General features: G+C 67.8%; 21 protein-coding genes and 2 tRNA genes. 15 read left to right on the top strand and 8 right to left on the bottom strand.

Going from position 1 to position 23,641, the window contains the following annotated elements; translation table 11 throughout:
- Window positions 1-84: 84 nt before the first annotated feature.
- The 4 genes from HF203_RS00650 to HF203_RS00635 all read left to right on the top strand — a co-directional run bounded on the left by HF203_RS00650 (window position 85) and on the right by HF203_RS00635 (window position 4,949).
- Window positions 85-981: an HDOD domain-containing protein gene (locus HF203_RS00650; protein WP_168665562.1), complete on the top strand. Its 897-nt coding sequence runs from the start codon at window positions 85-87 to the stop codon at window positions 979-981.
- An 8-nt stretch (window positions 982-989) separates the two neighbouring features.
- Window positions 990-2,915: a putative bifunctional diguanylate cyclase/phosphodiesterase gene (locus tag HF203_RS00645; protein ID WP_168665560.1), complete on the top strand. Its 1,926-nt coding sequence runs from the start codon at window positions 990-992 to the stop codon at window positions 2,913-2,915.
- A gap of 332 nt (window positions 2,916-3,247) precedes the next feature.
- Entirely contained in the window at window positions 3,248-4,705 is a 1,458-nt protein-coding gene (locus tag HF203_RS00640) for an NAD(P)/FAD-dependent oxidoreductase (protein ID WP_168665558.1), read from the top strand.
- A gap of 79 nt (window positions 4,706-4,784) precedes the next feature.
- Window positions 4,785-4,949 carry a hypothetical protein gene (locus HF203_RS00635; RefSeq protein ID WP_168665556.1) on the top strand — a complete coding sequence of 55 codons (165 nt, stop codon included), beginning with the start codon at window positions 4,785-4,787 and terminating at the stop codon, window positions 4,947-4,949.
- A gap of 339 nt (window positions 4,950-5,288) precedes the next feature.
- Here HF203_RS00635 and HF203_RS00630 read toward each other — a convergent pair whose 3' ends face one another.
- Window positions 5,289-5,741, bottom strand: a complete 453-nt coding sequence (locus HF203_RS00630) for a hypothetical protein (RefSeq protein ID WP_168665554.1) — start codon at window positions 5,739-5,741, stop codon at window positions 5,289-5,291.
- A 64-nt stretch (window positions 5,742-5,805) separates the two neighbouring features.
- Entirely contained in the window at window positions 5,806-6,708 is a 903-nt protein-coding gene (locus HF203_RS00625; RefSeq protein WP_168665552.1) for a patatin-like phospholipase family protein, read from the bottom strand.
- Window positions 6,709-6,957: 249 nt separating this feature from the next.
- Here HF203_RS00625 and HF203_RS00620 point away from each other — a divergent pair, with 249 nt between their 5' ends.
- From HF203_RS00620 to HF203_RS00610, 3 genes are all read left to right on the top strand, one after another.
- Window positions 6,958-7,929 (top strand): diacylglycerol/lipid kinase family protein, encoded by a 972-nt coding sequence (locus HF203_RS00620; RefSeq protein ID WP_168665550.1) that lies wholly within the window; start codon window positions 6,958-6,960, stop codon window positions 7,927-7,929.
- Between the two features lie 4 nt (window positions 7,930-7,933).
- Window positions 7,934-8,734, top strand: coding sequence for a metallophosphoesterase family protein (locus tag HF203_RS00615; RefSeq protein ID WP_168665548.1), 801 nt, complete (start codon window positions 7,934-7,936; stop codon window positions 8,732-8,734).
- A 226-nt stretch (window positions 8,735-8,960) separates the two neighbouring features.
- Entirely contained in the window at window positions 8,961-12,167 is a 3,207-nt protein-coding gene (locus HF203_RS00610) for a sensor domain-containing protein (RefSeq protein ID WP_168665546.1), read from the top strand.
- Between the two features lie 61 nt (window positions 12,168-12,228).
- Here the strand turns inward: HF203_RS00610 and HF203_RS00605 are convergent.
- Both HF203_RS00605 and HF203_RS00600 read right to left on the bottom strand, forming a co-directional pair.
- Window positions 12,229-12,305, bottom strand: a tRNA-Arg gene (locus HF203_RS00605).
- A 93-nt stretch (window positions 12,306-12,398) separates the two neighbouring features.
- Window positions 12,399-12,475 (bottom strand) — tRNA-Arg (locus tag HF203_RS00600).
- A gap of 257 nt (window positions 12,476-12,732) precedes the next feature.
- Between HF203_RS00600 and HF203_RS00595 the strand changes: the two genes are divergently transcribed.
- The 6 genes from HF203_RS00595 to HF203_RS00570 all read left to right on the top strand — a co-directional run bounded on the left by HF203_RS00595 (window position 12,733) and on the right by HF203_RS00570 (window position 16,905).
- Window positions 12,733-13,071 (top strand): hypothetical protein, encoded by a 339-nt coding sequence (locus HF203_RS00595; protein WP_168665544.1) that lies wholly within the window; start codon window positions 12,733-12,735, stop codon window positions 13,069-13,071.
- On the top strand, window positions 13,071-13,904 hold the full coding sequence (mazG, locus tag HF203_RS00590; protein ID WP_168665542.1) for a nucleoside triphosphate pyrophosphohydrolase: 834 nt from the start codon (window positions 13,071-13,073) through the stop codon (window positions 13,902-13,904). Before HF203_RS00595 ends, mazG begins: the two co-directional genes overlap by 1 nt.
- Before the next feature lie 46 nt (window positions 13,905-13,950).
- Window positions 13,951-14,805, top strand: coding sequence for a DUF4743 domain-containing protein (locus tag HF203_RS00585; protein WP_168665540.1), 855 nt, complete (start codon window positions 13,951-13,953; stop codon window positions 14,803-14,805).
- Window positions 14,806-14,857: 52 nt separating this feature from the next.
- Complete coding sequence (gene ispG, locus HF203_RS00580; RefSeq protein WP_168665538.1) at window positions 14,858-16,090, top strand: flavodoxin-dependent (E)-4-hydroxy-3-methylbut-2-enyl-diphosphate synthase; 1,233 nt, start codon at window positions 14,858-14,860, stop codon at window positions 16,088-16,090.
- Window positions 16,091-16,144: 54 nt separating this feature from the next.
- The gene (locus HF203_RS00575) at window positions 16,145-16,639 is read left to right on the top strand and encodes a GlcG/HbpS family heme-binding protein (protein WP_168665536.1); all 495 of its coding nucleotides are present in this window, start codon (window positions 16,145-16,147) and stop codon (window positions 16,637-16,639) included.
- Between the two features lie 86 nt (window positions 16,640-16,725).
- Window positions 16,726-16,905 carry a hypothetical protein gene (locus HF203_RS00570; RefSeq protein ID WP_168665534.1) on the top strand — a complete coding sequence of 60 codons (180 nt, stop codon included), beginning with the start codon at window positions 16,726-16,728 and terminating at the stop codon, window positions 16,903-16,905.
- A gap of 2 nt (window positions 16,906-16,907) precedes the next feature.
- On the opposite strand, the gene arfB is transcribed toward HF203_RS00570, so the two are convergent.
- Complete coding sequence (gene arfB / locus HF203_RS00565) at window positions 16,908-17,330, bottom strand: alternative ribosome rescue aminoacyl-tRNA hydrolase ArfB (RefSeq protein ID WP_168665892.1); 423 nt, start codon at window positions 17,328-17,330, stop codon at window positions 16,908-16,910.
- 188 nt (window positions 17,331-17,518) lie between these two features.
- On the opposite strand from arfB, the gene HF203_RS00560 reads away from it, so the two are divergent.
- A complete protein-coding gene (locus HF203_RS00560; protein ID WP_168665532.1) occupies window positions 17,519-17,986 on the top strand; it encodes a universal stress protein in 468 nt (155 codons plus the stop codon).
- A 49-nt stretch (window positions 17,987-18,035) separates the two neighbouring features.
- Here HF203_RS00560 and HF203_RS00555 read toward each other — a convergent pair whose 3' ends face one another.
- The 3 genes from HF203_RS00555 to HF203_RS00545 form a co-directional block, all read right to left on the bottom strand.
- Entirely contained in the window at window positions 18,036-20,879 is a 2,844-nt protein-coding gene (locus HF203_RS00555; RefSeq protein ID WP_168665530.1) for a DUF349 domain-containing protein, read from the bottom strand.
- Window positions 20,880-21,189: 310 nt separating this feature from the next.
- Window positions 21,190-21,828 (bottom strand): MBL fold metallo-hydrolase, encoded by a 639-nt coding sequence (locus HF203_RS00550; protein WP_168665528.1) that lies wholly within the window; start codon window positions 21,826-21,828, stop codon window positions 21,190-21,192.
- 409 nt (window positions 21,829-22,237) lie between these two features.
- Complete coding sequence (locus HF203_RS00545) at window positions 22,238-22,744, bottom strand: OmpH/Skp family outer membrane protein (RefSeq protein ID WP_168665526.1); 507 nt, start codon at window positions 22,742-22,744, stop codon at window positions 22,238-22,240.
- Window positions 22,745-23,084: 340 nt separating this feature from the next.
- Here HF203_RS00545 and HF203_RS00540 point away from each other — a divergent pair, with 340 nt between their 5' ends.
- Window positions 23,085-23,621, top strand: coding sequence for a DUF2058 family protein (locus HF203_RS00540; RefSeq protein WP_168665524.1), 537 nt, complete (start codon window positions 23,085-23,087; stop codon window positions 23,619-23,621).
- Window positions 23,622-23,641 lie beyond the last annotated feature (20 nt).

Here is a 23,641-nt window from a genome sequence, read left to right as displayed (position 1 = left end):
AGTTGATTGCTGGCCCGAGTTTCTGTTGCCCTCGGTGCAGCCACCTGAATCGGTGGTCACCTCGGGGCATGTCGCGAGTATCGAGTGACTGAAGTCCCCACTGCTGCATCCCTACCGAACTCGCCGCCCGCCCGACTTGGCGCGTTGATCCGTGACCTGCAGTCCCTGCCGCCACTGCCCGAACAGGCGCAGGTGCTGTTAGCCGAGCTGGTGGACCCCGAGCTTGATGTCAATCATCTGCTGGAGTTGATCGAGCAGAGTCCAGCGCTTGCGGCGCGATTGCTCGGTATCGCCCGCTCGGCCTTCTTCGCCGGTCCTATTCCGGCGCGAGACCTCAGCGACGCGGTGATCCGGGTGCTGGGGTTGCGATTGGTTCGTGACCTCAGTATCAGCCTGTTGTTGAGCGCGCCCTTTGAGCGCGATCGCTGCCCAGGTTTCGATCCGGGAAGTTATTGGCGTCGTGCGATGCTCACCGCGACGCTCGCCGAGGCGCTGGCGGCCAAGGCGGTGAGCGGTCGCGAGGAGACCCTGGCCGGGGTCTATCTCGCCGGGTTGTTGCACAACCTGGGGGTGCTGGTGCTGGTGCACCTGGCGCCGCAGACGATGGATGAGGTGTTTACGGAGGCCGCTGCCGAGTGCGAGGTCGGGGTGCGGGAACTCACCCGGTTGCGCCTGGGGATGGATCATTGCCAGGCCGGGGCCGAGCTGGCGCGTGCCTGGCGGTTGCCGCCGGAGCTGGCCGTGGCGATGGGGCGCCACTGTGCCCCGGACTATGCCGGCGCGCACTGGCGGCTGGTGTGCCTGGTGGGCTTCGCCGAGCGCTTCGCGGCACGTGCCGAACGTGACCCCGAGGCGGCGCAGCAACTCGATCTGACACCCCCCGCGGCGCTGGGGATCGAGGCCGAGGAATGGCGGCGGACCGCTTTGCGTTGGTGCGCCCGGATCGGGCATCTGTGCGAGATGGCGGATGCATTCAGCTAGAGGTCGACATGGATATCTTCCAACCGAGTGCAATGGACGCCGGCGGGGACTCCGGCATTATCTCCCTGATCGAGTCCCTGAGCATGCTGCGTACGCTGGTGGTCCCGGAGGCCACGGTATTGAGCGAGCGCGAGCTCTGCACCCACGCTGCCCACACCTGTATCGGCCATCGCGATCTCGAGTGCTGTGCCCTCTATCTCCAGCGTGATCCGGCGCTCGAGTGCCTGGCCCACGTCCGGCGCGATCTCGAGCACCCTGGATCACCCTCGGCGGGGCTCGCCGCGCTCGCGGCGCGGGCGTGCGCCACACGGATGATCCAGGGCGGCAGTGACGAGACGCATGCCTCCTTGCTGGCCGCGCCATTGACCGGATCGACGCGGGTGCATGGCGTGTTGGTGGTCGGGCATCCGACCAGCGGGCGTTATTCGTGCTGGCACGAACGCCTGTTGCAGCTCGTCTGCGACGTACTGGTGCAGATGCTCGAGCACGGTCGGTTGGTGCGTGGTCAGCGTGACACCATCGCCGCGCGCACCCGGGCGCTTAATCACTGTGACGCTAGCCTCGATGCCGAACGCCGGCGGCGCTCGGCGGCCGAGTCGGCGCTGGCGCGCGAGTCGCAGCTGCGCGACCATCTGGCGCGCCGAGACCCCCTCACCGGTTTGCTCAATCGTGCCGCCTTCGAGTCGGAGCTGGCGCGGCTGCTTGCCCAGCCGGCGGCGACCGGCGGCGGGCGAGCGCTGCTGCACATCGACATCGATCGCTTCCGGGTGATCAACGATGCCGCCGGCCAGGCCGCCGGCGATCAGCTGATCCGGCTGCTTGCCGGGCTGCTGCGTGAGCACTTCGCCGCCGCCACCCTGCTCGGTCGGCTCGGCAACGATGAGTTCGCCATCCTCGTCGAGGGCGCCGGCGCCGAGCGTGTCGAGCACCTGGCCGAGTCGTTGTGCGATGCGGTCGACGACTTCCAATTCAGCTTTCGTGGCTACCGCTTCGTGATCAGCCTCAGCGTCGGGGTGGCCGAGTATCATGATGGCGACTCGGGTGAGCAGCTGCTGCGCAAGGCCTATTCGGCCTGTCTCTCGACCCAGGAGGTCGGTGGCGGCAACATCCATCTTTATCGTGAGCACGATGGCAAGCTCAAGCGCCGTAGCCATGAGGCACAGGCGCTGTCGCAGCTGGTGCGAGCCCTCGAGGAAGATCGCCTGGAGCTGTTCTCGCAGCCGATCGTGGCCAACGCCAGGGCGCCGCAGGCCGCCGCCGAGCCGATCAACTACGAGATCCTGCTGCGACTCAAGGGGGAGGACGGTGATCTGATCCCGCCGGGGCAGTTCCTGCCGATCGCCGAGCGCTATGGCCTGTCGGTGAAGCTCGATCGCTGGGTGGTGCGCTCGGTCCTGCAGACGCTCGCCGAGCATGCCGAGCGCTTCGACCGCTTTGGCTACGTCACCATCAACCTCTCCGGCCACTCGCTCGGTAGTCGCGGTTTCCTCGACTATGTGATCGAACAACTACGCCACTTCGCCACCGCGCCGGGCAAGATCTGTTTCGAGGTCACCGAGACCGTGGCCATCTCCGATCTACAGGCGGCGCGCCGTTTCATCGCCGGCCTGAAGTCGCTCGGTTGCTGCTTCGCCCTCGACGACTTCGGCAGTGGCTACGCCTCCTATCTCTATCTGCGCGACCTCGAGGTCGATTTCCTCAAGATCGACGGCGAGTTCGTCCAGGGGATCGCCACCGATTCGGCCAACCTCGCGCTGATCCGCTCGATCAACGACATCGGCAAGATCCTCGGCAAGCGCACCATCGCCGAACACGTCGAGAACGACGCCACCCTGGCGCTGCTCGAGGAGATCGGCATCGATCTCATGCAGGGCTATTTCATCGGCCGTCCCGAGCCCCTGCGCAACATTCTCGAACCGAGTCGGTCTCACTGAGTGCGGCGAGGCGCGGCCATAACGCCGTGCCGCTCGCTGCGTCAACGAGATTTGACATCCAGCACCACTTCTGGTTTTTCTCCTGGGATGCCGATCGCCGGTCCAGGGCGAGCGGATGCGGCGTTGGGTGTCGTCCATGTGGGGCGTCGACCCTTTCTCATCAACGGCTTGAGGGTGCTCGGCATGATCGTGTCGGGGCGCGGCAGGGACGGCAGGGCGTATTGCCAGTGATCCCCCGTAGCGGGGCGGGCGCATGCGCATGGCCCCCTGCCATGCGCCACGGTCACGGGCCTGGCCGATCCGCCCCTGGTCATGCATTCTGGAGTTTGCACATGGCGCGTATCGTCATTCTCGGGGCAGGGATTTCTGGGCACTCGGTTGCCAGATATCTCGGCAAGTGGGTCAAGGGAAAACACCAGGTGGTGGTGGTCTCGCCCAACGCCAAGTGGAACTGGATCCCCTCCAACATCTGGGTCGGGATCGGTGAGATGACCGAACGACAGGTCACCTTCGAGCTGGCCCCGGTCTACAAGAAGCTCGGCGTCGACTTCCGCCAGGCGCGCGCGCTCTCGATCCACCCCGAGGGCGGGGAGGGGGGGGAGCGCCCCTATGTCACCATCGAGTACACCGACTCTGCTCGCCTCGGTCAGACCGAGACCGTCGATTACGACTTCCTCGTCAATGCGACCGGTCCTAGGCTCAACTTCGGCGCCACCCCGGGGCTCGGTCCGGAGGACGGTTACACCATGTCGGTGTGCACCGCGAGCCACGCACTCGAGGCCAATGCCCAGCTCCAGGCGGCGATTGCGGCGATGAAGCAGGGTGAGCGCCGGACCTTCGTGGTCGGCACTGGACATGGCATGTGCACCTGTCAGGGCGCGGCCTTCGAGTACATCTACAACATCGACCAATGCCTGCGCGATGCCGGGGTGCGCGCGCTCGGACGGCTGGTGTGGATCAGCAACGAGTACGAACTCGGCGACTTCGGCATGGGTGGGGTGCACATCACCCGCGGCGGTTATGTCACCAACGGCAAGACCTTCGCCGAGTCGTTGATGGCCGAGCGCGGGGTGGAGTGGATCACCCGTGCCCACGTCTACAAGGTCGAGCCCAAGGTGATCTACTACGAGCTGCTCGATGGCAGCTATGGCGAGCTACCGTTCGACTTCGCGATGCTCATCCCGCCCTTCGCCGGGGCCCTGCTCAAGGCCTTCGACAAGGCCGGCGAGGACATCACCAGCACCCTGTTCGCCCCCAACGGCTTCATGAAGGTCGATGCCGACTACACCCCCAAGGCGTTCGAGGACTGGCATACCGAGGATTGGCCCAAGACCTACCAGAATCCGACCTATCCCAATCTGTTCTCGGTGGGTATCGCCTTCGCTCCGCCGCACCCGATCAGCAAGCCGATGAAGAGCGCCAACGGCACCCCGATCAGTCCCACCCCGCCGCGGACCGGTATGCCCTCGGCGACCATGGGCAAGGCGGTGGCGACCAGTATCCGCGATATGCTCAATGGTGCCGAGAAGCCGACCCACACCGCCTCGATGGCCGAGATGGGGGCCGCTTGCGTGGCCTCGACCGGCTCCGGCTTGCTCACCGGTAGCGCGGCGACGATGACGGTCTTCCCGGTGGTGCCCGATTACGAGCGCTACCCGCAGTATGGCCGCGACATGAATCTGACCTTCGGCGAGGTCGGCCTGGCCGGGCACTGGATGAAGTATCTGCTGCACCACGTCTTCATCTACCAGGCCAAGCTGCGTCCCGGCTGGTCGGTGCTGCCGGACTGAGTGGTCCGCCTCCCTGGCCACGCGTTGTTGCCATGTCGGGGCGCATGCCGCCCCTGATCCCCCAACTAGAGAGACCGTCATGCCGATCAAGAACAAAGAGCCCTATCAGCAGGAGTACTACGCGCCGATCCCCACCGGCTTCACCCGTTACATGCGGGCCTCGCTGATCTGGCAGGTGGTGCGCTTCCTGGTCATCAACTGGAAGATCTTCAAGCTGATGACGCGCTCGCACATCTCGCGCTGACCTCGCTCCTGCGGCCCCGGCATCGGCCGGGGCCGCAGGCAGGGCTATCGCATCAAGCACTCCTAATATTCGATTACGCTAATATTAGATATAATTCAAAGCGATAGGGGGTTCTGCACTCGTTGCTTAAGACGAGGTTTCGCCGAGGGCTCGCTTCTTGGCGCCATGATCAAGACGAAGCCTCGCTCCAGTTGCGGATCTTGTCTTGCACAGTCCGAGATCTTTCGTGGGAATAAGGACGGAGTTTCGATGCACGATGGCGACAATAGACTGATATCAAAAGATATTGGCATCTTATAATATTAGAGATCCTTGATGCGATAGCCCTGGGGCCGCAGGTCAGTGGCCGCCGAGTTCACGCGCGGCCTGCTCCAACCCCTCGCGCATTCCCTCGATCCACGCCCGCGCCTGTGTCCCCATTGCCTCACTCACCGCCTCGGCGAGCGCCTGGCGTGAGAACTCGCGTCCGTCGATGCGCATCCGTGTCGGTGCCGTGCCATAGACCGAGAGCGGTTCGGCCAGGGCCAGGGCATCGTCTTCGACCGCGCGGTAGGGATAGAAGCACTGTGCCTCGGCGCGCTGGCCACCGGCAGTGGTGAAGCGCACCCTGACCTCGAGGTCCTGGTAGGAGCCGGGCTGGCGGGTCTCGATCTGCCAGTCGCTGGCTGCGCCCTGGGTCTGGGTGAGCACCAGGGTCTTGCACAGGGTGATGCGGACGTCTTCCCCGGGGGCCGAGCAGCCGGCGAGCAGCACGGCGCCGAACAGCAGCAGTGAACGTTGTCCGATGGACATGGATGGATCTCCTCCTGATTGCGGTCACCGGCATTCTCGCCGCGACGAGGGGCGGGGGCCAGGGTCAACCGCCAGCCTCGACCTTGCCCTGGGCGATGAGCTTGCCGAGCTTCACCGGTAGGATGTCGAGGGTGGTGTGGTAGCCGGCCTGGTAGAGCGCCAGCTTGGTCTCGGGGCTGAGACGGAACTCCAGCGGCGAGATCTCGCCGGTGTCGATCACTACGGTGGTGTTCCAGAAGGCATCCTGGACGAACTCGCGCGAGAGCGAGGTCATGAAGGCGCGGATGAGCATCTGCAGATAGCCCGGCAGCGGTACCCGGCGGCGCTCCGCCGGGCGTTCATTCTGCTCATTGGCACGCAGCCGGAAGCAGCAGCTGGGGGTGCCGTCGCCGGCCCAATCGCGACGCAGCGCGTCCTCGGAGAGGATGCAGCCGTCGATCATCAGGTGCTGACGGTACTCGCGATAGGCAAACAGCAGCGGGATCCCCATCGAATAGCGGATCGCCTGAGAGACGCGCATGTCGGGGTCGTGTGCGTGGTCGAAGACCACCGGCGAGCCATTGCGCACGTCGGTGGCGACGACGTGGAGGGCGCGCGACAGATCGCGGAAACGGGCGCCCTCGAGCATCTCGTCCATCCAACGCTCGAAGCCGTCACCGGATGACAGACCGCCACGAAACAGCAGTTGGTAGAGGTTGAAGTCGCGGAATTGGCGGAAGTCGACGCTGATCGCCAGTTCCTTCATCGCCTCGGCCGACCAGCCAGCGGCGAACAGCCCGGCGACGATACTGCCGCCGGAGACGCCGACGATGTGCTCGCAGCCGATGTCGAGGTCGTTGAGGGCCTGGATGACGCCGACGTGGGCCGGGAGTCGGGTGCCGCCGCCGGCGAGGATGGGGACCACCCTGTTGATGGCGGTGGGCACATGGGGTGTTGGGTTCGCGGCCTTGGCGGACGGCTCGGTCATGGCTCACCTCGGGGCGCGTGCCGCTCTGTCGGGACGTCTGTGGTGGCGTTGCGTGTGCTTGCGGAGGCTCGTTGCGGGGCGCCTCGGGGGTGCTGCCAGGGTGTCTCGTGGTCGCGATGGCGCCGATAGGGTATAAGCGCAACGTGTCCGGTTCAAGCCGTTGTTTTGACGGTTGGGCTTCACTTGCCTGAATCTGTCCCCATGTATCGGGACGATCGCCCGGTGTTGCAATCCATAGGAGTGACTCCCTTGCCCCTCGTCGTCTCCCCGCCCCAGTCCATGATCATCGATCCCGTGGTCCCCGCCGGTGCCCGGGTGTTGGTGGTGGCTAACCGAGCCTCGGGGAATGCCGCCGCGCTGGCGGCGGTGATCACCCTGCGCCAGCGGTTGTCCGCGCGGGGTGTGCAGGTCGACGAGCTGGCGCTGGTGGCGGGTCAGGTCGAGGCGATGCTGCGGGGTGCCTTTGCCGGGGCGAGTTATCGCGCCGTTTATGTCGCCGGCGGCGACGGCACCGTGTTGGCGGTGGTCGAGGCGCTGGCCGGGCGGGCGTTGCCGATCGGCATCATCCCCTGCGGCACGATGAACTGGACGGCGCGCGATCTTGGTATCCCGCTCGACCCCGGGGCGGCGATCGCGGCGCTGCTCGAGGCCGAGGTGCGTCACATCGACCTCGGCCGGGTCAACGGCCAGCCCTTCCTCTGTGCCTGCATGGTCGGCTTCGGCTCGCTGCTGGCACGCTGGCGCGAGCGTGAACGTGCCCGTGGCAATAGTCCTTGGGTGTTGTGGCCGAGGTTGGTGTGGCGTGGGCTGTCGCTGATCCAGCGCTATCGCCACCTGCGTTTGCGCTTGCTGACCGCAGAGCGCCGTGAGCGGTTGCGGGCGCGGGCGCTGGTGGTCACCGCCAACCTGATCGATACCCAGCCCGGCCCGGTGCCGAGCCGTACCCGACTCGATGGCGGCAAGCTCGGTCTTTATGCGGTGCGTGATGCCTCGGGCCTGGAGCTGATGCGCCTGGGGATGCGCCTGATGCTCGGCAGCTGGCAGCACGACGACGCGGTGCTCGCCACCGCCGCCACGCACGCCGAGATCGGCGTCGGGCGCCGTCGTGCCGTCTCGGTGATGTGCGACGGTGAGCGGGTGCGACTACGCGCGCCGCTGCGCTTCACCCTGGAGCGTGCCGCGGTGGCGGTCTTGGTGCCGCCGCCCACGGTGGCGGATTGAGCGGATGCGTATCGCCCATCTCTCCGATCTCCACTTCGGGCGCGATCGGCCCGATCTCACCACGGCCCTGGTCGCGGCACTCCGGACCCGGGGACCGGACCTGATCGTCCTCAGCGGGGACCTCACCCAGCGTGCCCGGCCTGCCGAGTTCGCTGCTGCCGCCGACTTCATCGCGCAGTTGTCGGCGCCGGTGCTGGCCGTCCCGGGCAATCACGACCTCCCCGGCTGGCGTCCGCTGCTGCGCTTCCTCGATCCCTGGGGACGCTGGCGCGCCGGGCTCGGTCGCGCGCTCGAGCCCGAGTACGTCGGGAGTGGATACATCGCCGTCGGGATCAACACCGCGCGCCGCTGGGGGCCGCACCCGGACTGGTCGCGCGGGCGCGTCAATCGCGCCCAGCTCGCCCGTATCGAACGCCTGGTCACGGCCGCCGATCCCGCGGCGTTGCGTCTCCTCGTCGCCCATCATCCCTTCCTGCTCTCCACCGAGCTGCGGCGGCGTGGGTTGGTCGGACGCGCGCGCCGGACCCTGGTGGGGCTGCGTCGCGCGCGCATCGACCTGATCCTCGGTGGCCACCTGCACCGTGGCTATGCCGGGGTCGCCGAGGGCGTGGTGGTGGCCCAGGCCGGCACCGCGATCTCCACCCGCCACAAGGGCGAGCCCAATGCCTTCAACTGGATCGAGGCCGATTCCCAGGAGATCGTGGTCGCGCCCTGCCGTTGGGACGGTGACGGTTTCACCGCTGCCGGGTGCTGGCGCTTCGGGCGTGGTGAGTCCGGCTGGGGGGCGCTCGGGACGGGGCGCTGAGCCGGGCGAACGGTGGCGACGATCGGGGCCTCGCTTGGCTTGCCAGGTGCTTGGGATCCGGAGTGCCAGCCCAAACTCATGCCTTGATCGGGATGCCCGCGCCCTTCGTTGTCGTGTTCGACGGGCTCTCTGATCGCCCCTGAGGCAGGCCGGTGTGCTGCCCCGCGAGTCGTCTCACCCGGTGCGGGATCGGGTGGATGGTGTTGCGGTCATTCATGGTGAAGCGATGAATCAACCTCCCTCGGAGTCAGGCCAGACGCTGCGTGATCGTGCCAGACAGATCCTGCGCGACGGGGATTTCGGTCGCGCCCTCGATGCGCTCGGCCATGGTGAATTCGATATCACCACGTTGCTCGAGGAGCTGCACATCTATCACGCCGAGCTCGAGCTGCAGCAGCAAGCGCTGCGCGAGAGCGAGCATGCCAACGAGGTCGCCTCGCAGCGTTTTCGCGCCCTCTATCACGAGCAGCCGCAGCCGGCGCTGCAGGTCTCCCCTGAGGGGGTGATCCGCGAGTTCAATGCCGCAGCCGCCCGGCTGCTCACGCTCGAACACCGCCGTTTCGAGCGCTTGGCCACCCCGCGTCACCAATCCTTCCTCCTCGCCGCGCTGCGCCGCGCGCTCGATGACGGCAAGGCCAGTTGCCGCGAGGTCGAGCTGGTCGGTCGCGGCAGTGCGGTGCTGATCGTCGATCTGGTGCTGATCCGGCTGCCGATCCCGGGGTCCGATGCGCTCGAGCTGATCTGCAACATCGTCGACCAGACCGAGCGGATCACCCAGCGCGATGCCCTGATTGAGGCCAACACCAAGCTCACCGCGGCCGCCGAGATCATCGATGCGAGCAACATCGTCGCCTTTCGCTGGGCCCCCGAGCCGGGGTGGCCGATCCGCTATGCCTCGGACAACGTCCGGCGCTGGGGGTATCCGCTCGACCAGATGCGTGCGGGGACGCTGCGCTTCGTCGACCTGGTTCATCCCGAGGATCGTCCCCGATTGGAGCGGGGGTTCAATCGCTTCCTCGATGTCGAGGGACCGGCCTTCAATCAGCGCTATCGTGTCTGCTGGGCCGATGGCTCGGTACACTGGGTCGAGGAAGACACCAGCATCCAGCGCGACGCCCTGGGTCGCATCCTCTATTACCAGGGGTTGGTCACCGATATCACCGAGCGTGAGCGCATCCAGCAGGCGTTGCGTCATCAGCTACAGTTCCAACGGCTGATCGCCGAACTCTCGACCCAGTTCCTCCATGCGACCCCGGATGCCCTCGACGGCTTGCTCCAGTGCGCGCTGGAGCGCATCGGGCGCTTCTTCCAGGCCGACCGTTGTGTCCTGTTTCGGCTCGACACCTCGTCCCAGACCCTGCGTCAGTATCGCCAGTGGTGTGCCGAGGGGGTGGCGCCGAGCAGCCCGCTGCTCCAGGCCACGCCGCTGGCGCAGACGCCGTGGCGCATGACCCAGATTCATCGTCAACAACCGATCGGGATCCCCGACATCGAGCGGTTGCCGCCCGAGGCCCATCTCGAACGGGCGATGTTGCGCGCGCGCGGCACCCGAGCGCTGCTCGCCGTGGCCCTGACCAGCCATGGACAGTTGTTCGGTTCGCTGGGGCTGGAGAGCGCGCGCCAGCCACGGGAATGGAGCGACGACGAGGGGCAGGTGCTGCAGCTCTTCGGCGAGACCATCGTCAACCTCTTGGTCCGCCAGCAGATCCAGCATGATCTGCTGCTCAGCGAGACGCGCTATCGTCAGGTCACCTCGGTGATGACCGATGTCGCCTATGCCAGTCAGCGTCACGATGGCGGTCGTTTCTGGATCGAGTGGATGACCGATTCCATCCTCGCGCTCACCGGCTATACGCTCGATGAGGTGCTGGCGCAGCGCAGCTGGCGTTTCATGGTGATCGAGGAGGACGGTGAGCTGTTCGACGACAACATCGTCGATCTCGAACCCGGCCAGACCTCGACCTGCGAGCTGCGGTTGCGCCACAAGGACGGTTCGTTGCGTTGGGTGCGGGCCACCACCGAGTGTCAGCTCGACCCGAGTGATCCAGGGGTGCGTCGCTACTATGGGGGTTTAGTCGATATCAGCGACGAGAAGACCCTCTCCGACAAGCTCGCCTTCCTCTCGCACTACGACCCGCTCACCGGTTTGGCCAACCGTCGCTTGATGCGCAAGCGCATCAAGCGTGCGCTTACCCAGGGGGGGCGTGGGGCGCGTAGCCTGGCGCTGCTCTCGATCGACCTCGACAATCTCAAGCTGATCAACGACTCGCTCGGTCACCAGGCCGGTGATCAGGTGTTGCGCGAGGTTGCGCAGCGGTTGCTCGGGATCCTCGGCGGTAATGACACACTGGCGCGCTTCGGCGGCGACAATTTCATCTGGTTGACCGCTGATCAGCCCACCCCGGAGACCTGTAGTGAGCTAGTCAAACAGATCCTGGAGGTGCTCGCCCCGCCGGTGGCGATCGAGGATCGCGCGGTGCTGATCAGTGCCTCGACCGGCATCTCGCTGTATCCCGACGATGCGGTGAGCGCCGATGAGCTGATCGGTCACGCCGATGCCGCGCTGCACATGGCCAAGGCCGAGGGGCGGGGGAGCTATCGCTTCTTTACCCCTGAGACCAACGAGCGCCTGCACGAGCAGTTCCAGCTCGAGCAAGACCTGCGCCTGGCGCTCGAGCGCGACGAGATCCTGCTCCACTTCCAGCCCCGCGTCGACCTGCGCGATGGCCGCATCCTCAGCCTCGAGGCACTGGTGCGCTGGCAGCATCCACAACAGGGGTTGATCCCGCCGGGGCGCTTCATCCCGCTGGCCGAGACCACCGGGTTGATCCTCCAGCTCGGCCCCATCGTGCTCGATCTCGCATGTCGTCAGCTCCTCGACTGGCAGGCGCAGGGCGTGCCCGTGGTCCCGATCGCGGTCAATCTGTCGGCCAACGAACTCTTTCTCGACGGTCTGGCGCAGCGGCTTGGCAATACCGCCGAGGGCTTTGGCATCGCCCCGGAGATGCTCGAGTTCGAGATCACCGAGAGTGCAGCGATGCGCTCGATCGAGCGGGCGGTAGCCGCGGTCACCGAGCTGCGTCAACGCGGGTTCTCGATCGCGCTCGACGATTTCGGTACCGGCTATGCCTCGCTGAGTTATCTCAACCGGTTGCCGGTGAACTCATTGAAGATCGACCGCTCCTTCCTCGCCGAGATCGACGAGCGCCCCGAGCTGCCCTATCAGGCGACCGCCATCCTCAAGGCGATCATCGGTCTCGGCGATAACCTCGGTCTGGCGCGGATCGCCGAGGGTGTCGAGACCGAGGCCCAGCGCCGCTTCCTGCTTGCCCACCACTGCACCGTCGCCCAGGGCTATTACTATTGCCGCCCGCTCCCCGCCGAGCAGCTCGAGCCGCTGCTGCGGGCGGGGCGGGTGGAGCCGGGTGGGTGAGGGGTGTCGGGGCCGAAACGCAAAACGCCCCAGACCCGAGGGCCTGGGGCGTTGCTTGGTATGGCGCGCCCGGAAGGATTCGAACCTCCGACCACCTGGTTCGTAGCCAGGTACTCTATCCAGCTGAGCTACGGGCGCATGTCTTGCTCTTTTGTGGCCTGGGGTTGCCAGACCCATCGGCGGTAGGCCGATGAACAACGCCTCAGACCCTGAGGGCTGAGGCGTCTTGTATGGCGCGCCCGGAAGGATTCGAACCTCCGACCACCTGGTTCGTAGCCAGGTACTCTATCCAGCTGAGCTACGGGCGCGTAAATTTTGCTCCATCCTTGGAGGCTCTATCCAGCCTCGCATGCCTGCAGGCTGATTGAGCGGCTTCGGCGGAGGTCGTTGCCGACATCGAACACCGAAGAGGCGCTTATTTTGTAGCGCGCCGGACCTGGTGTCAACCCCTGGGCGCGATCTTTTTCGTCGATGGACCCTCGTGTGATCGATCCGCTACCATCGGGTCACAGTGACACCGGCCTGGCCGCGTCGTCGTCAACCGGGTCTGGCAGGGGGAGGGGAGATGCGTCTGATCATCATCGCCATCGTCGCCGGCTGGGCGCTGGTCGCGCTGGCACTGGCGTGGCGAGTACGTGCCCACGACGTCGAGGCACGGGTGAGCGCGGCCTATTTCGTGCTCTGGCCGATGGCGGCGGTGTCGCTACTGCTGCAGGCGCCGGTGCCGGGCGTGATCGCGCTGCCAATGACGCTCGGTTTCCTGCCCTGGTTCCTCGCCGGTCCCCACCTCTGGGGGCGACTGCGCCGTGGCGTGCCGGCCGCGCCCGCAACCTTCATCGGACTCTCCCACCGGGTCTGGGGTTGGGGCATCTTGCTCTCCATGTTGCTCGGGTTGTTCTTCTGATGTCCATCACCGCTTCCGATCCCAGTGCACCACGGCGCTATGATCTCGATGATCTGCTCGCGATCATGGCCCGGCTGCGTGACCCGCAGGCCGGGTGTGCCTGGGACCTGGCCCAGACCTTCGCCACCATCCTGCCCTTCACCCTCGAGGAGGCCTACGAGGTCGCCGACGCGATCGAGCGCGACGACATGCCGGAGCTGCGCGACGAACTCGGCGACCTGCTGCTGCAGGTGGTCTTTCACGCCCGCATGGCCGAGGAGCGCGGTAGCTTCGCCTTCGCCGAGGTGGTGCAGGCGATCTGCGAGAAGCTGGTGCGGCGTCATCCGCACGTCTTCGCCGACACCGCGCTCGACGACGGCGCGGCGGTGCGCGAGCACTGGGAGCGGGTGAAGGCCGCCGAGCGCGCCGCCAAGGGCGCGGGCGCGACGCCGCCCGGGGCGCTCGATGGCGTGGCGCGGGCGTTGCCAGCGCTGCTGCGCGCCGAGAAGCTGCAGCGGCGTGCGGCACGGGTCGGCTTCGACTGGGACGACGTCGATGGCGTCTTCGCCAAGGTCGAGGAGGAGTTGGCGGAGTGTCGCGAGACCCTGGTGCGCCCGGCCGGTGACCCCGAACGGGTGCACGAGGTCGGCGATCTGCTGTTTTCTTGCGTCAACCTCGCCCGTCACCTCGGTGTCGACGCCGAGCAGGCGCTGCGCGAGGCCGGGCAGCGCTTCGAGCGGCGCTTCGGCGCGGTCGAGGCGCGGTTGCGCGAGGCCGGGCAGGTGCCCACCGCCGAGCGGCGCGACGAGATGGAGCGACTGTGGATCCAGGTCAAACGGGAGGAACGGGATTGAATCATCACCTGGCGTGCCGCTGGGCGCGCGCGACGGAGACCGATTGATGGGGCTGTACGACAAGATCCTCGCCTGTAATCGCTGGGACCCGGAGGACTTCGTGCCCTGGCTGCTCGACGGGGTGCGGATCGGCACCCTGCGCCATGCCGCAGCGCGGGCGCTGACGCGCTGGCCACGCTGGTTCCGCGTCGAGCCACAGGCGGTGCACTGGATCAATGCACCGCACGACTTCGCCGCCCGCTCGGCACTGCTCGCCGAGGTGGTCGAGACGCTGGTGGCGCACGGTGAGATCCCCTATATCCATGGTGAGCGTTATCCGGTGACCCCGACCGGGCGCGATCGTGCCTGTTGCGTGGTCGATCGCGCCAGTGCGCCGTTCTTTGGCATCCGCGCCTTCGGGCAGCACCTCAATGGTTTCGTGCGGACCGTGCGCGGGCTGGAGATGTGGGTGGGGCGGCGTGCTGCCGATCGCCGGGTCTACCCCAACCGGCTCGATAACCTCGTCGGTGGCGGCCTGCCGCATACCCTGGGGTTGCGCGAGAATCTTCGCAAGGAGTGTGCCGAGGAGGCCGGGATGGACGCGGCCTTGGCCGATCGGGCGGTGGCCGTCGGCGCGGTGAGCTACTGTCGCGACTCCGAGCGTGGCCTCAAGCCCGATGTCATGTACTGCTATGATCTCGAGCTACCAGAGGACTTCGTGCCCCGCTGCACCGATGGCGAGGTCCAGGCCTTTTATCGCATGCCGGTCGATGAAGTCCTGGAGATCGTGCGCGATAGCGACGAGTTCAAGCTCAATTGCAACCTTGTCATCATCGACTTCCTGATCCGGCATGGCTTGATCGGCCCCGACGAGCCGGACTATCTTGACCTCCTCCAGGGGCTGCGCTCACCACTGCCCTGAACGCGCCGGTGACCATCATCCCCCAACATCCATTCCGCGGAACCAACAGCACATGAGCCCAGATCGATCCCCCATCCAGCGACGCGCCTGCGTCCCCGTGCGCATCGGCCATCTCAGCGTCGGCGGCGACGCCCCGATCGTGATCCAGTCCATGACCAATACGGACACCGTCGACGTCGAGGCCACCGTGCGTCAGACCCTGGCGCTGGCACGGGCGGGCTCGGAGCTGGTGCGCCTCACCGTCAACAACGAGGAGGCGGCGCGCGCGGTGCCACGCATCCGCGAGGCGCTCGACGCCCAGGGCTGTGCGGTGCCGCTGGTGGGTGACTTCCATTTCAATGGCCATCGTCTGCTCAACGACCACCCGGCCTGTGCCGAGGCACTGGCCAAGTACCGCATCAATCCCGGCAACGTCGGGCGCGGCGAGAAGAAGGATGCGCAGTACGCGAGCATGATCGAGACGGCCTGCCGCTATGACCGGCCGGTGCGCATCGGTGTCAACTGGGGCAGCCTCGACCAGGAGCTGCTGGCGCGGATGATGGACGAGAACAACCGCGCCGCCACGCCCCAGGAACCGCAGCAGCTGATGTACGAGGCGATGGTCGAGTCGGCCGTCTCCAGTGCCGATCGCGCCGTCGCGCTGGGGCTGCCCAAGGACCACATCATCCTCTCGTGCAAGATGAGCGGGGTGCAGGACCTGATCGCCGTCTATCGCATGCTCGGCGCGCGTTGTGACTACGCCCTGCACCTTGGTCTGACCGAGGCGGGGATGGGCTCGAAGGGCATCGTCGCCTCGACCGCGGCGCTCGCGGTGCTGCTCCAGGAGGGCATCGGCGACACCATCCGCGTCTCCCTCACCCCGGCCCCAGGCGAGGCCCGCACCCGCGAGGTCGAGGTCGCGCAGGAGATCCTGCAGAGCATGGGGTTGCGCTCCTTCACCCCGATGGTCACCGCCTGTCCCGGCTGCGGTCGCACCACCAGCGACACCTTCCAGCACCTGGCGCAGGACATCCAGGCCTATCTGCGCGAGCGCATGCCCGAGTGGCGCGGCACCTACCCCGGGGTCGAGCAGATGCAGGTGGCGGTGATGGGCTGCGTGGTCAACGGTCCGGGCGAGAGCAAGCATGCCAACATCGGCATCAGCCTGCCGGGTAACGGCGAGCGCCCGGCCGCGCCGGTGTTCGTCGACGGCGAGAAGGTCGCCACCCTCAAGGGCGACGGTATCGCCGAGCAGTTCAAGCGCATGGTGGACGAGTACATCGAGCGTCACTACCGCGCACGCTGACCGGCCGTCGCCGCAGGGCGGCGGCGCACATCGAGACAAAAGGAGGAGCGAGAGATGCGCAAGCCGATCATCCCGGCCGCGATCGCGGTGATGCTGACACTGGCCGGTCCGCTCAGGGCCGAGGATCCCCTGGTGGTGCCGGTGCAGCGGTTGTCGCTGGCGGCCGCCAGTGCGGTGGCCGAGGGGGCGGTGGCCGAGTGCCGCGCGCGCGGCATCCAGGTCGCGGCCACCGTGGTCGATCGCGATGGTGTGGTGCTGGTGACCTTGCGCGACACCATCGCCGCGCCCATCACCGTCCCCATCAGTCGGATGAAGGCGGCGACCGCCGCCAACTTCAATGCCCCTACCGCTGATCTCACCGCCTTGGCCGATACCGCCATCGGGCGGGTCGATGGTCTGCTCATGGCTGCGGGGGGCGTGCCGATCCATGCCGCCGGCTCGACCCTGGTCGGTGCCGTCGGGGTGAGCGGTGCGCCCGGTGGCGAGATCGATGCGGCCTGTGCCCGTGCCGGGCTGGCCGCGATCGCCGAGGATCTGGACATGCTCTGACCCATCATCCCCGGCGATGTCGTGGCGGCATCGCCGGCCCGCTCACCGCCGGCCGCGCTGGCCGGTCAGCCGAAGGAGGGTGTGTGATGCGTCTGTTCGAGGCCGAACCTGCGTTGGTTGCGGATCTGCGTGAGGAGTGCGAGCTGGTCGAGCTACGTACCCGCGCCGGGGTCGAGGTGTTGGCGTTGCGTCATCCCACACTGGGACGTGTGGTGTTGGTGATCATGGCCGACGGCAGCGGCATCGTCGCCGAGTTCGGCGACTGAGTTCAGTCCTCGCCGGGGCGCACGCGCCGTAGCTGCTTGTCGCGCCCGCGTTTGCGCTTGGCCTCGAGTCGGCGGCGCTGCGAGCCCTTGGTGGGGCGGGTGGCGATGCGCGGACGGGGCCGGGCGGTGGCCTCGCGGATCAGCGCCACGAGGCGCTCGCGGGCGTCGGCGCGGTTGCGTTCGCGGGTGCGATGACGGTGTGCCTCGATGCGCACCACCCCGGCCTGGTCGATGCGCCGGTCGTTGCGCAGCAGCAGCCGGGCGCGCACCGCCTCGGGCAGCGACGGGCTGGAGGCGATGTCGAAGCTGAGCTGGACGGCGGTCTCGACCTTGTTGACGTTCTGGCCGCCGGGACCGGGGGCGCGGATGAAGCGTTCCTGGAGTTCGGACTCGGCGATACGGATCTGCGGGGTGATCTCGAGCATGATGCGGCGTGTCGGACTGGGCCGTGGCGACCAGGCGGTCGCGGTGTCCATGATCTGGACGACTGCCGATCGCGATGATGATGGTCGATAATCGACCTGTCCCTGGGGTGCAGGGGCGGGTGGGCAGTCTAGCGATGCCGTGGGTGTCGCCGCAAGGTCCGCCCTGGTCAAGTCCAGCGAGGTGTGTGATGGACACAGAGGATTATGGGCACTTGCTGCTCGCCACCGATTTCGAGCCCGAGAGCGAGCCGGTGGTGGCGCGTGCGCTGCGGCTGCGCACGCTGTTCGAGGCACGGCTGACGTTGCTGCATGTGGTCGAATACGTGCCGCCATCGATGGACTACATGCCGGTGGGCTATTCCGGTGATCCCTTGATCGGTGGCGAGGCCGGGCTCGAGGCCGAGCTGTTGCGGGTGGCCGAACAGGAGATGACCGCACTCGGCGAGCGCCTTGAGGTGCCCGCCGCCGATCGTCTGGTGCGCGTCGGCGCTACCGGCCAGGTGATCGACGAGGTCGCCGCCGAACTCGAGGTCGACCTGGTGGTGATCGGTAGTCATGGTCGTCACGGCCTGCTCGGGCTGTTCGGCGCCACCGCCCGGCAGGTGTTGCGCAACCCCGACTGCGACGTGCTCTGCGTCAAGCTCGGTCGCAATTGAGCGAGCGCGGAGCGTGCGCCCCGCGCCCGCGCCCGCGTCCGCGCCAGGCTCAGGCCGGGGTCTCAGTGTGGGGCGCGGGTGCCGGGGTCAGTGCTGCAACGACCCGCGCGAAGCGCGCTGCGAGCGCGGCATCGATCGGTGCCGGTGCGCTCAGGTACCAGTCGCGTAACAGCTCGCTGGTGCCACCGAGCGGGTCGCTCTCGCCATCGCCCATGCGCTCGGCCAGCCGCGCTACCTGATACTCCAGGCGCTGTTGGCTGAACTCCGGTGGCGAGTCGATGCCGGTGAGGATCTCGAGCTGGAGGCAGAGCTGCTGGCGGCGCTCGCCGTTGCGCTCCAACGCGGCGGCGAGCGCCGCAGCCGCCGCGCCGTCATCGAGCGCCGCGCAGGCCCGGCCCAGCCGCGCGTTCATCGCCTCTTGCAGCCCCTGCTCGCGTAGCTCGCCGAGGGCGGCCCACTCCGCCTCGATGGCGAGGCGGTCGAGCGGGTTCTCCGTGGTATCGAGCGCGGCCCGTTCCACCCGGGCGCAAAGCGCCTCCTGGCGTTCGAGTTGTGCGATCGCCTGTCCCCGTTCCTGATCGCGCGCGTGCTGGCGGGCCTGTACCAGTGCCTGGCGCGCGGCCTTCCAGCGATTGTTGAGCGCGCCTGCCGCCTGGCGTGGTACTGGCAGCGATTGTAGCTCGTGCCACTGGGCCTCGAGCGCGTGCAGTCGGGCACCGAGCTGTGCCGTGGTGCCCGTGCCTTCGGCGGCCTGCTCGGCCGCAGCGCAGAGCGCCTCGCGGCGGCCGAGATTGTCCTCCAGTTCCGCGAACTGGGCCTTCTGCAGTGCCGCACGGCGCGCGAAGACGGCGTCGCAGGCGGCGCGGAACTCGCGCCAGATGCGATTCTCTTCCTTCTGGCGCGCTGCGACCGTGGTGTGCCACTCGCGCTGCAGTGCCTTGGTGCGTTCGAGCGCCTCCTCGAGCGGCTCGTGACCGACCAGCGCCTCGACCTCGGCGATCAGCGAACGCTTGAAGGCGAGGTTGCGCTTGCGTTCGGCCTCGAGCGGGCGTTCCAGGCGCTTGAGCGTGCGATGGAAGCGTCGCTCCAGGGCATGACGATGTCGCGGCTCGACCGGGCCGATCGCGGCCCAGGCGCGGCGGGTCTCGGCGCGGGTCTGGACCAGCCGTTTCCAGTCCGCCTGCGTCCAATCGGTGTCGTCGATGATGCGCTCGAGCTGGGCGCAGAGTTGCTCACAGGCGGTGCGGTTGCGGGCACGCTCGGCCGCCTCGGCCTCGAGATGGGGGCGGCAGCGCTCGCGGATCCGCGCCGCCGTCTCCTGGAAGCGGTTGCGCAGCGTCTCGTCGGCGCGCGCCCCGGAGCGATCGACCTCCTTCCAGCGCTGCTGGAGCGACTGCAGCTGCGCTGCGGCCTGCTCGAGTGGTGGGGCCTCGGCCTCGAGTGCGGCGATCTCGGTGCACAGTGCCTCGCGCTGCTGATCGGCGCTCCAGCGCCGCCACTGCTGTAGCTCGCGCAGCTGGGGGGCGAGTTGTCGCAGTCGCTCGGCAGTGCGGACGCTGTCGGCGTTGGCGCAACCGCTGGCCTCGACCAGCTCGAGCCCGGCCTGCAGGCTCTGGAAGAGGGCGTCGGCCTTGCGTAGCTCGCCGGCCTCGAGGCGCTGTTCGAGTTCGGCGAGCTTGTCGCCGAGCCGGTCGCGACGTTGCTCGGCGTTGCGCCGTTGGGTGCGGAGGCGGGTGGCGAGCCTGTCGGCAAGCTGTTTGCACGCGATCGTTGCCGGGTCGCCGTCAAGGGTCGCGCAACAGTCATGGGCGCGTTCGAGCAGGCGCTCGGCGCGGTGACAGACCAGTGGCTTGGGGCTGTCGACCAGCTCGGCGATCCGTGCCTGGTGCTCGGCGAGCTGGTCGCGTGCCCGGGTGCGCGCTTGCGCCTGCGCTTGGTCATCGTGATCGGCGAGCCGGGCGCGGAGTTCCTGCCGGCGTGCATCGAACGTGGCCTGCTCGGTCTCGGGCAGCGTCTCGAGCGCCTCCCACTCGCGGTCGATGCGCGCTACCTCGGCGGCGTCCTCGTGACCGGCGCCGACGAGGGTCTCGAGTCGGGTGAGCAGCGACTGGTAGGCGGCGGTGCGCGCGGCGTGCTCCTGTTGCTCGGCCTGCGCTTGGGCTGCAGCCGCGGTGGCCGTCTCGAAGGCTGCGATGAAGCGCGTGCGGGCCTGCTGGTAGCGCTCGCGCAGCTCGGCTTCGGCGCGCGTCCCGATCTCGGCCCACTGCTGGTCGAGATGGTCGAGCAGCGCGCGGTCCTGGGTCCAGTTGCCGAGTCGGCCGAGGCGTTCGGCGCGTTCGCAGAGGTTGACGGCTTGATCGTGGATGCGGCGTGGCTCGGCCTCGCGCTCGGCGATCAGGCGCAGCTTCTCGCGGGCGCGACGGTGGACGATCTTGTCGCGCTTGCCGATCTCGCGTACCACCTGCTCGAGCGCCTCGCGTGTCTCCAGGCGTTCGATCGCCGCGCGGCGGTTGGCCGCCACCGGGTCCTCGAGGGCGCACTCGGCAAGTGCCGGGGCCGAGTCGAGTCGGGCGATGAGGGTCAGCCGCAGGGCAGCATCGGGGCAGTGCCGGGCGAGGCTGGCGAGTGCCGCCGGCTCGGTGATCGCCGCGAGGCGCTGCTGGCGCGCCGTCTCCGACTCGAGGCGGGCGAGCTGCGCGCCGTAGCGACGGGCGGCGGCATCGCGCGTGTCGGTCGCGGTGGCGCTGGTGAGCGCCGAGGCGAGCTGATCGAGATCGCGGGGTTGGAGCGGCGGCGGTGGCGTGGTCGGTTGCCGTGCGGCGGATGGCGACGACGTCTTCGAGGGTGCGGTTGCATCGGTCTTGCGCCGCTTGAGAAAGCGTTTGAATAACATCTCGGTCCACCCAGGTTTGTGCGCTCGGGCCAGCGCGGCGCGCGACGTCGCCGCGACCGTGGCTGATAGTGTCAATGGCGGAGCCGGCGTCAGGGTTCGTTCGGCTCCGAGTCGATCGGTTCTTCCGGGGGGCACGGAGGACGGTGGCATACTCGCCGCCCGCGCCCGTCGCCAGCCGTCTCAGCGACGGTGCGCGACCCCGGGACCGGGTGCTCGGCCGTGCTGGCGGGCGGTGCTGCTTGGCCTCGCCGCGTGTGGCCGACGCCGCCCTAGTGTAACCGAGCCCGGGAGCGGGGGGGCGTTGTGCTGCTCAGGCCAGGTCGCGAACGAAGGGGTTGGTGCGGCGTTCTCGGCCCAGGGTCGATAGCGGTCCGTGGCCGGGGATGAAGGCGATGTCGTCACCGAGTGGGAACAACCGCTCACGGATCGAGGCGATCAGCTGTGCGTGATCCCCGCGGGGGAAGTCGGTGCGCCCGACCGCGCCGCGAAAGAGTACGTCGCCGAGTTGGATGAGCCCGGCGGCGCGGCTGAAGTAGGCGACATGGCCCGGGGTGTGGCCCGGGGTGTGGATCACCTCCAGGGTCTGTTCGCCGAGGGTGAGGGTCTCGCCGTGCTCGAGCCAACGCTGCGGGGTGAAGGGCGTGACCGGCGCGAAGCCGAACAGCTCGCACTGGTGATCCAGGGTCTCGATGAGGTAGCCATCGTCGCGGTGCGGACCGATGATGGGGATGCCGAAGTGCTCGGCGAGCGGCGCGCTGGCGCCGACATGATCGAGGTGGCCATGGGTGAGCAGGATGTAGGCCGGGGTGAGCGCGAGCTGGTCGATCAAGGCGACGATGACCGCCGCCTCGCCGCCGGGATCGATGATCGCCGCGCGCTGGGTCTGCTCGCACCACATCAGGGTGCAGTTCTGCTGGAAGGAGGTGACGGGCTGGATCTGGTATTGCACGGATGTGTGGCCAGGATGAAGGGTCGATGGGCGCGGATGCTCGCAGTCCCGCGCCCGGGTGTCCAGCCCCGGAGCGGTCGGTCGCGCCGTCTGGCGTAGAGCTGGTCCTTCGAGTTGCTGCCGGCGTTTCTTCATCGCCTCCAGGGTCCTTGTCGGCGACCGGGGTGCCAAGCGCCTCGAGCTGGCCGATACGGGTGTCGAGTCCGTCGTATCCGTCCATCAGGCGCGCGAACTCGTGGGCTGCGCGCGCTGGGTCGCGATGCGGGTGTGCGGGTCGGGGAACTCGTGGAGCAGGTCGTGGGCCTCGCCGAGCAGGGGACGTCCTCCTGATGGCTGAGCGGGGCGGTGGCGGGGCCGAGTCACGGCGGAGGGCGGCCGCGCCGCTAGCGGGCGCGGCCGCCGACCGTGGTCAGTCGTCGAGACGCTCGATCACCGCCTCGGTGAGGTCGAGCCCATCGTCGATGTAGAGCAGGCCGTTCTGGCCGCGCTCGACGACCATGTCGAGGCCGCGCTTCTTGGCGATGGCGTTGACCGCCTCGCGTGCCGGCACCACGACTTCGCGGCCCTTCTCCTGCTGCGCCTTCATCAGCTCGCGCTGCAGTTGTGCGGCCTCTTTCTGGTAGGTGGCGATGCGCGCCTTGAGCTCGGTGCGCTGCTTCTCGACCTGCGCCTCGCTCATCAGCGGTGCGTCGCGCTCGAGCGACTGCTGCATCTGCATCAGGGTCTGTTCCTCCTCGGCCAGGGTGCGACCGCGCGGCTCGAAGTCCTCGCGCAGCTGCTGCTGTACCTGCTGACCGATACGGCTCTCCTCGAGCACCTTCTGCATGTCGACGTAGCCGACGCTCGCGCCGGCGAGCGCGGGCAGGGGCAGGGCGAGGGCGAGCAACAGGGCGGTGGACTGAAGCGGACGACTCATGAGCGGACTCCGGGATGGTCTACGGGTATCGGGTGAGCCCGACGCGGATGGCGGTCCGTGCCGGGCGGTTCGGGCCCTCTGGACCCGGGGCGATTCTAAGCCAGGGCGCCGGATCGCGTCACAGGCGCCGTGCGGTGACGCTGGCGAAAATCGCCACGGAAAGCGACAATATAGGGAACTTCACCGCTATTGCGGCCTCAACCGCTCGTCTCGCCGAGGGTGGTGGCGAGTCGGGGCCGTGCTGGCGAGCGGTGGTCGACCCTGGTCGCCGTCTGGCCTCATTACGTACACGACGACCGCGTCGCGGCAGGCGCGGACAGCTTTTCCGGAGATCCGCAACGTGGGCAACTCGCTCCAGGACCAACTGCTCAAGGCGGGCTTGGTCAACGAACAGAAAGTCAAACAGGCGCGCTCGGCCAAGCGCAAGAAGGTCAAGCAGCACCCCAAGGGCGGTGCCGGTGACGATGCCGCGCGCCAGGCCGTCGAGCGGGCGCGGCGCGAGAAGCTCGAGCGCGATCGCGCGCTTAATCGGCAGCGCCAGGAGGAGGCCGCGCGTCGCGCCGCCGAGAACGAGATCCGCCAGCTCATCCACAGCAACCGGGTGGTGCGCGAACGCGGCGACATTGCCTACAACTTCACCGACGGCAACAAGCTCAAGCGGATCTATGTCAACAAGGCGCAGCAGGCCAAGTTGGTCGCCGGTAGGCTTGCGGTCGTGCGCCAGGACGATTTCTATGAGCTGGTGCCGACCGAGGTCGCCGAGCGCCTGCTCGAGCGCGACGCACGTCTGGTCGTAGTACTCAACCGGCCCGAGGAGAAGCCCGCCGAGGACGACCCCTACGCCGAGTTCCAGGTGCCCGACGACCTGATGTGGTGAGCCGCTCCCACCCCAGTCAC

Source organism: Marichromatium bheemlicum, from assembly GCF_012276755.1.
Taxonomy (GTDB): Bacteria; Pseudomonadota; Gammaproteobacteria; order Chromatiales; family Chromatiaceae; genus Marichromatium; species Marichromatium bheemlicum.
Note: the sequence above shows the minus strand (reverse complement) of the source record. Positions and strands in the feature narration are given on the sequence as shown.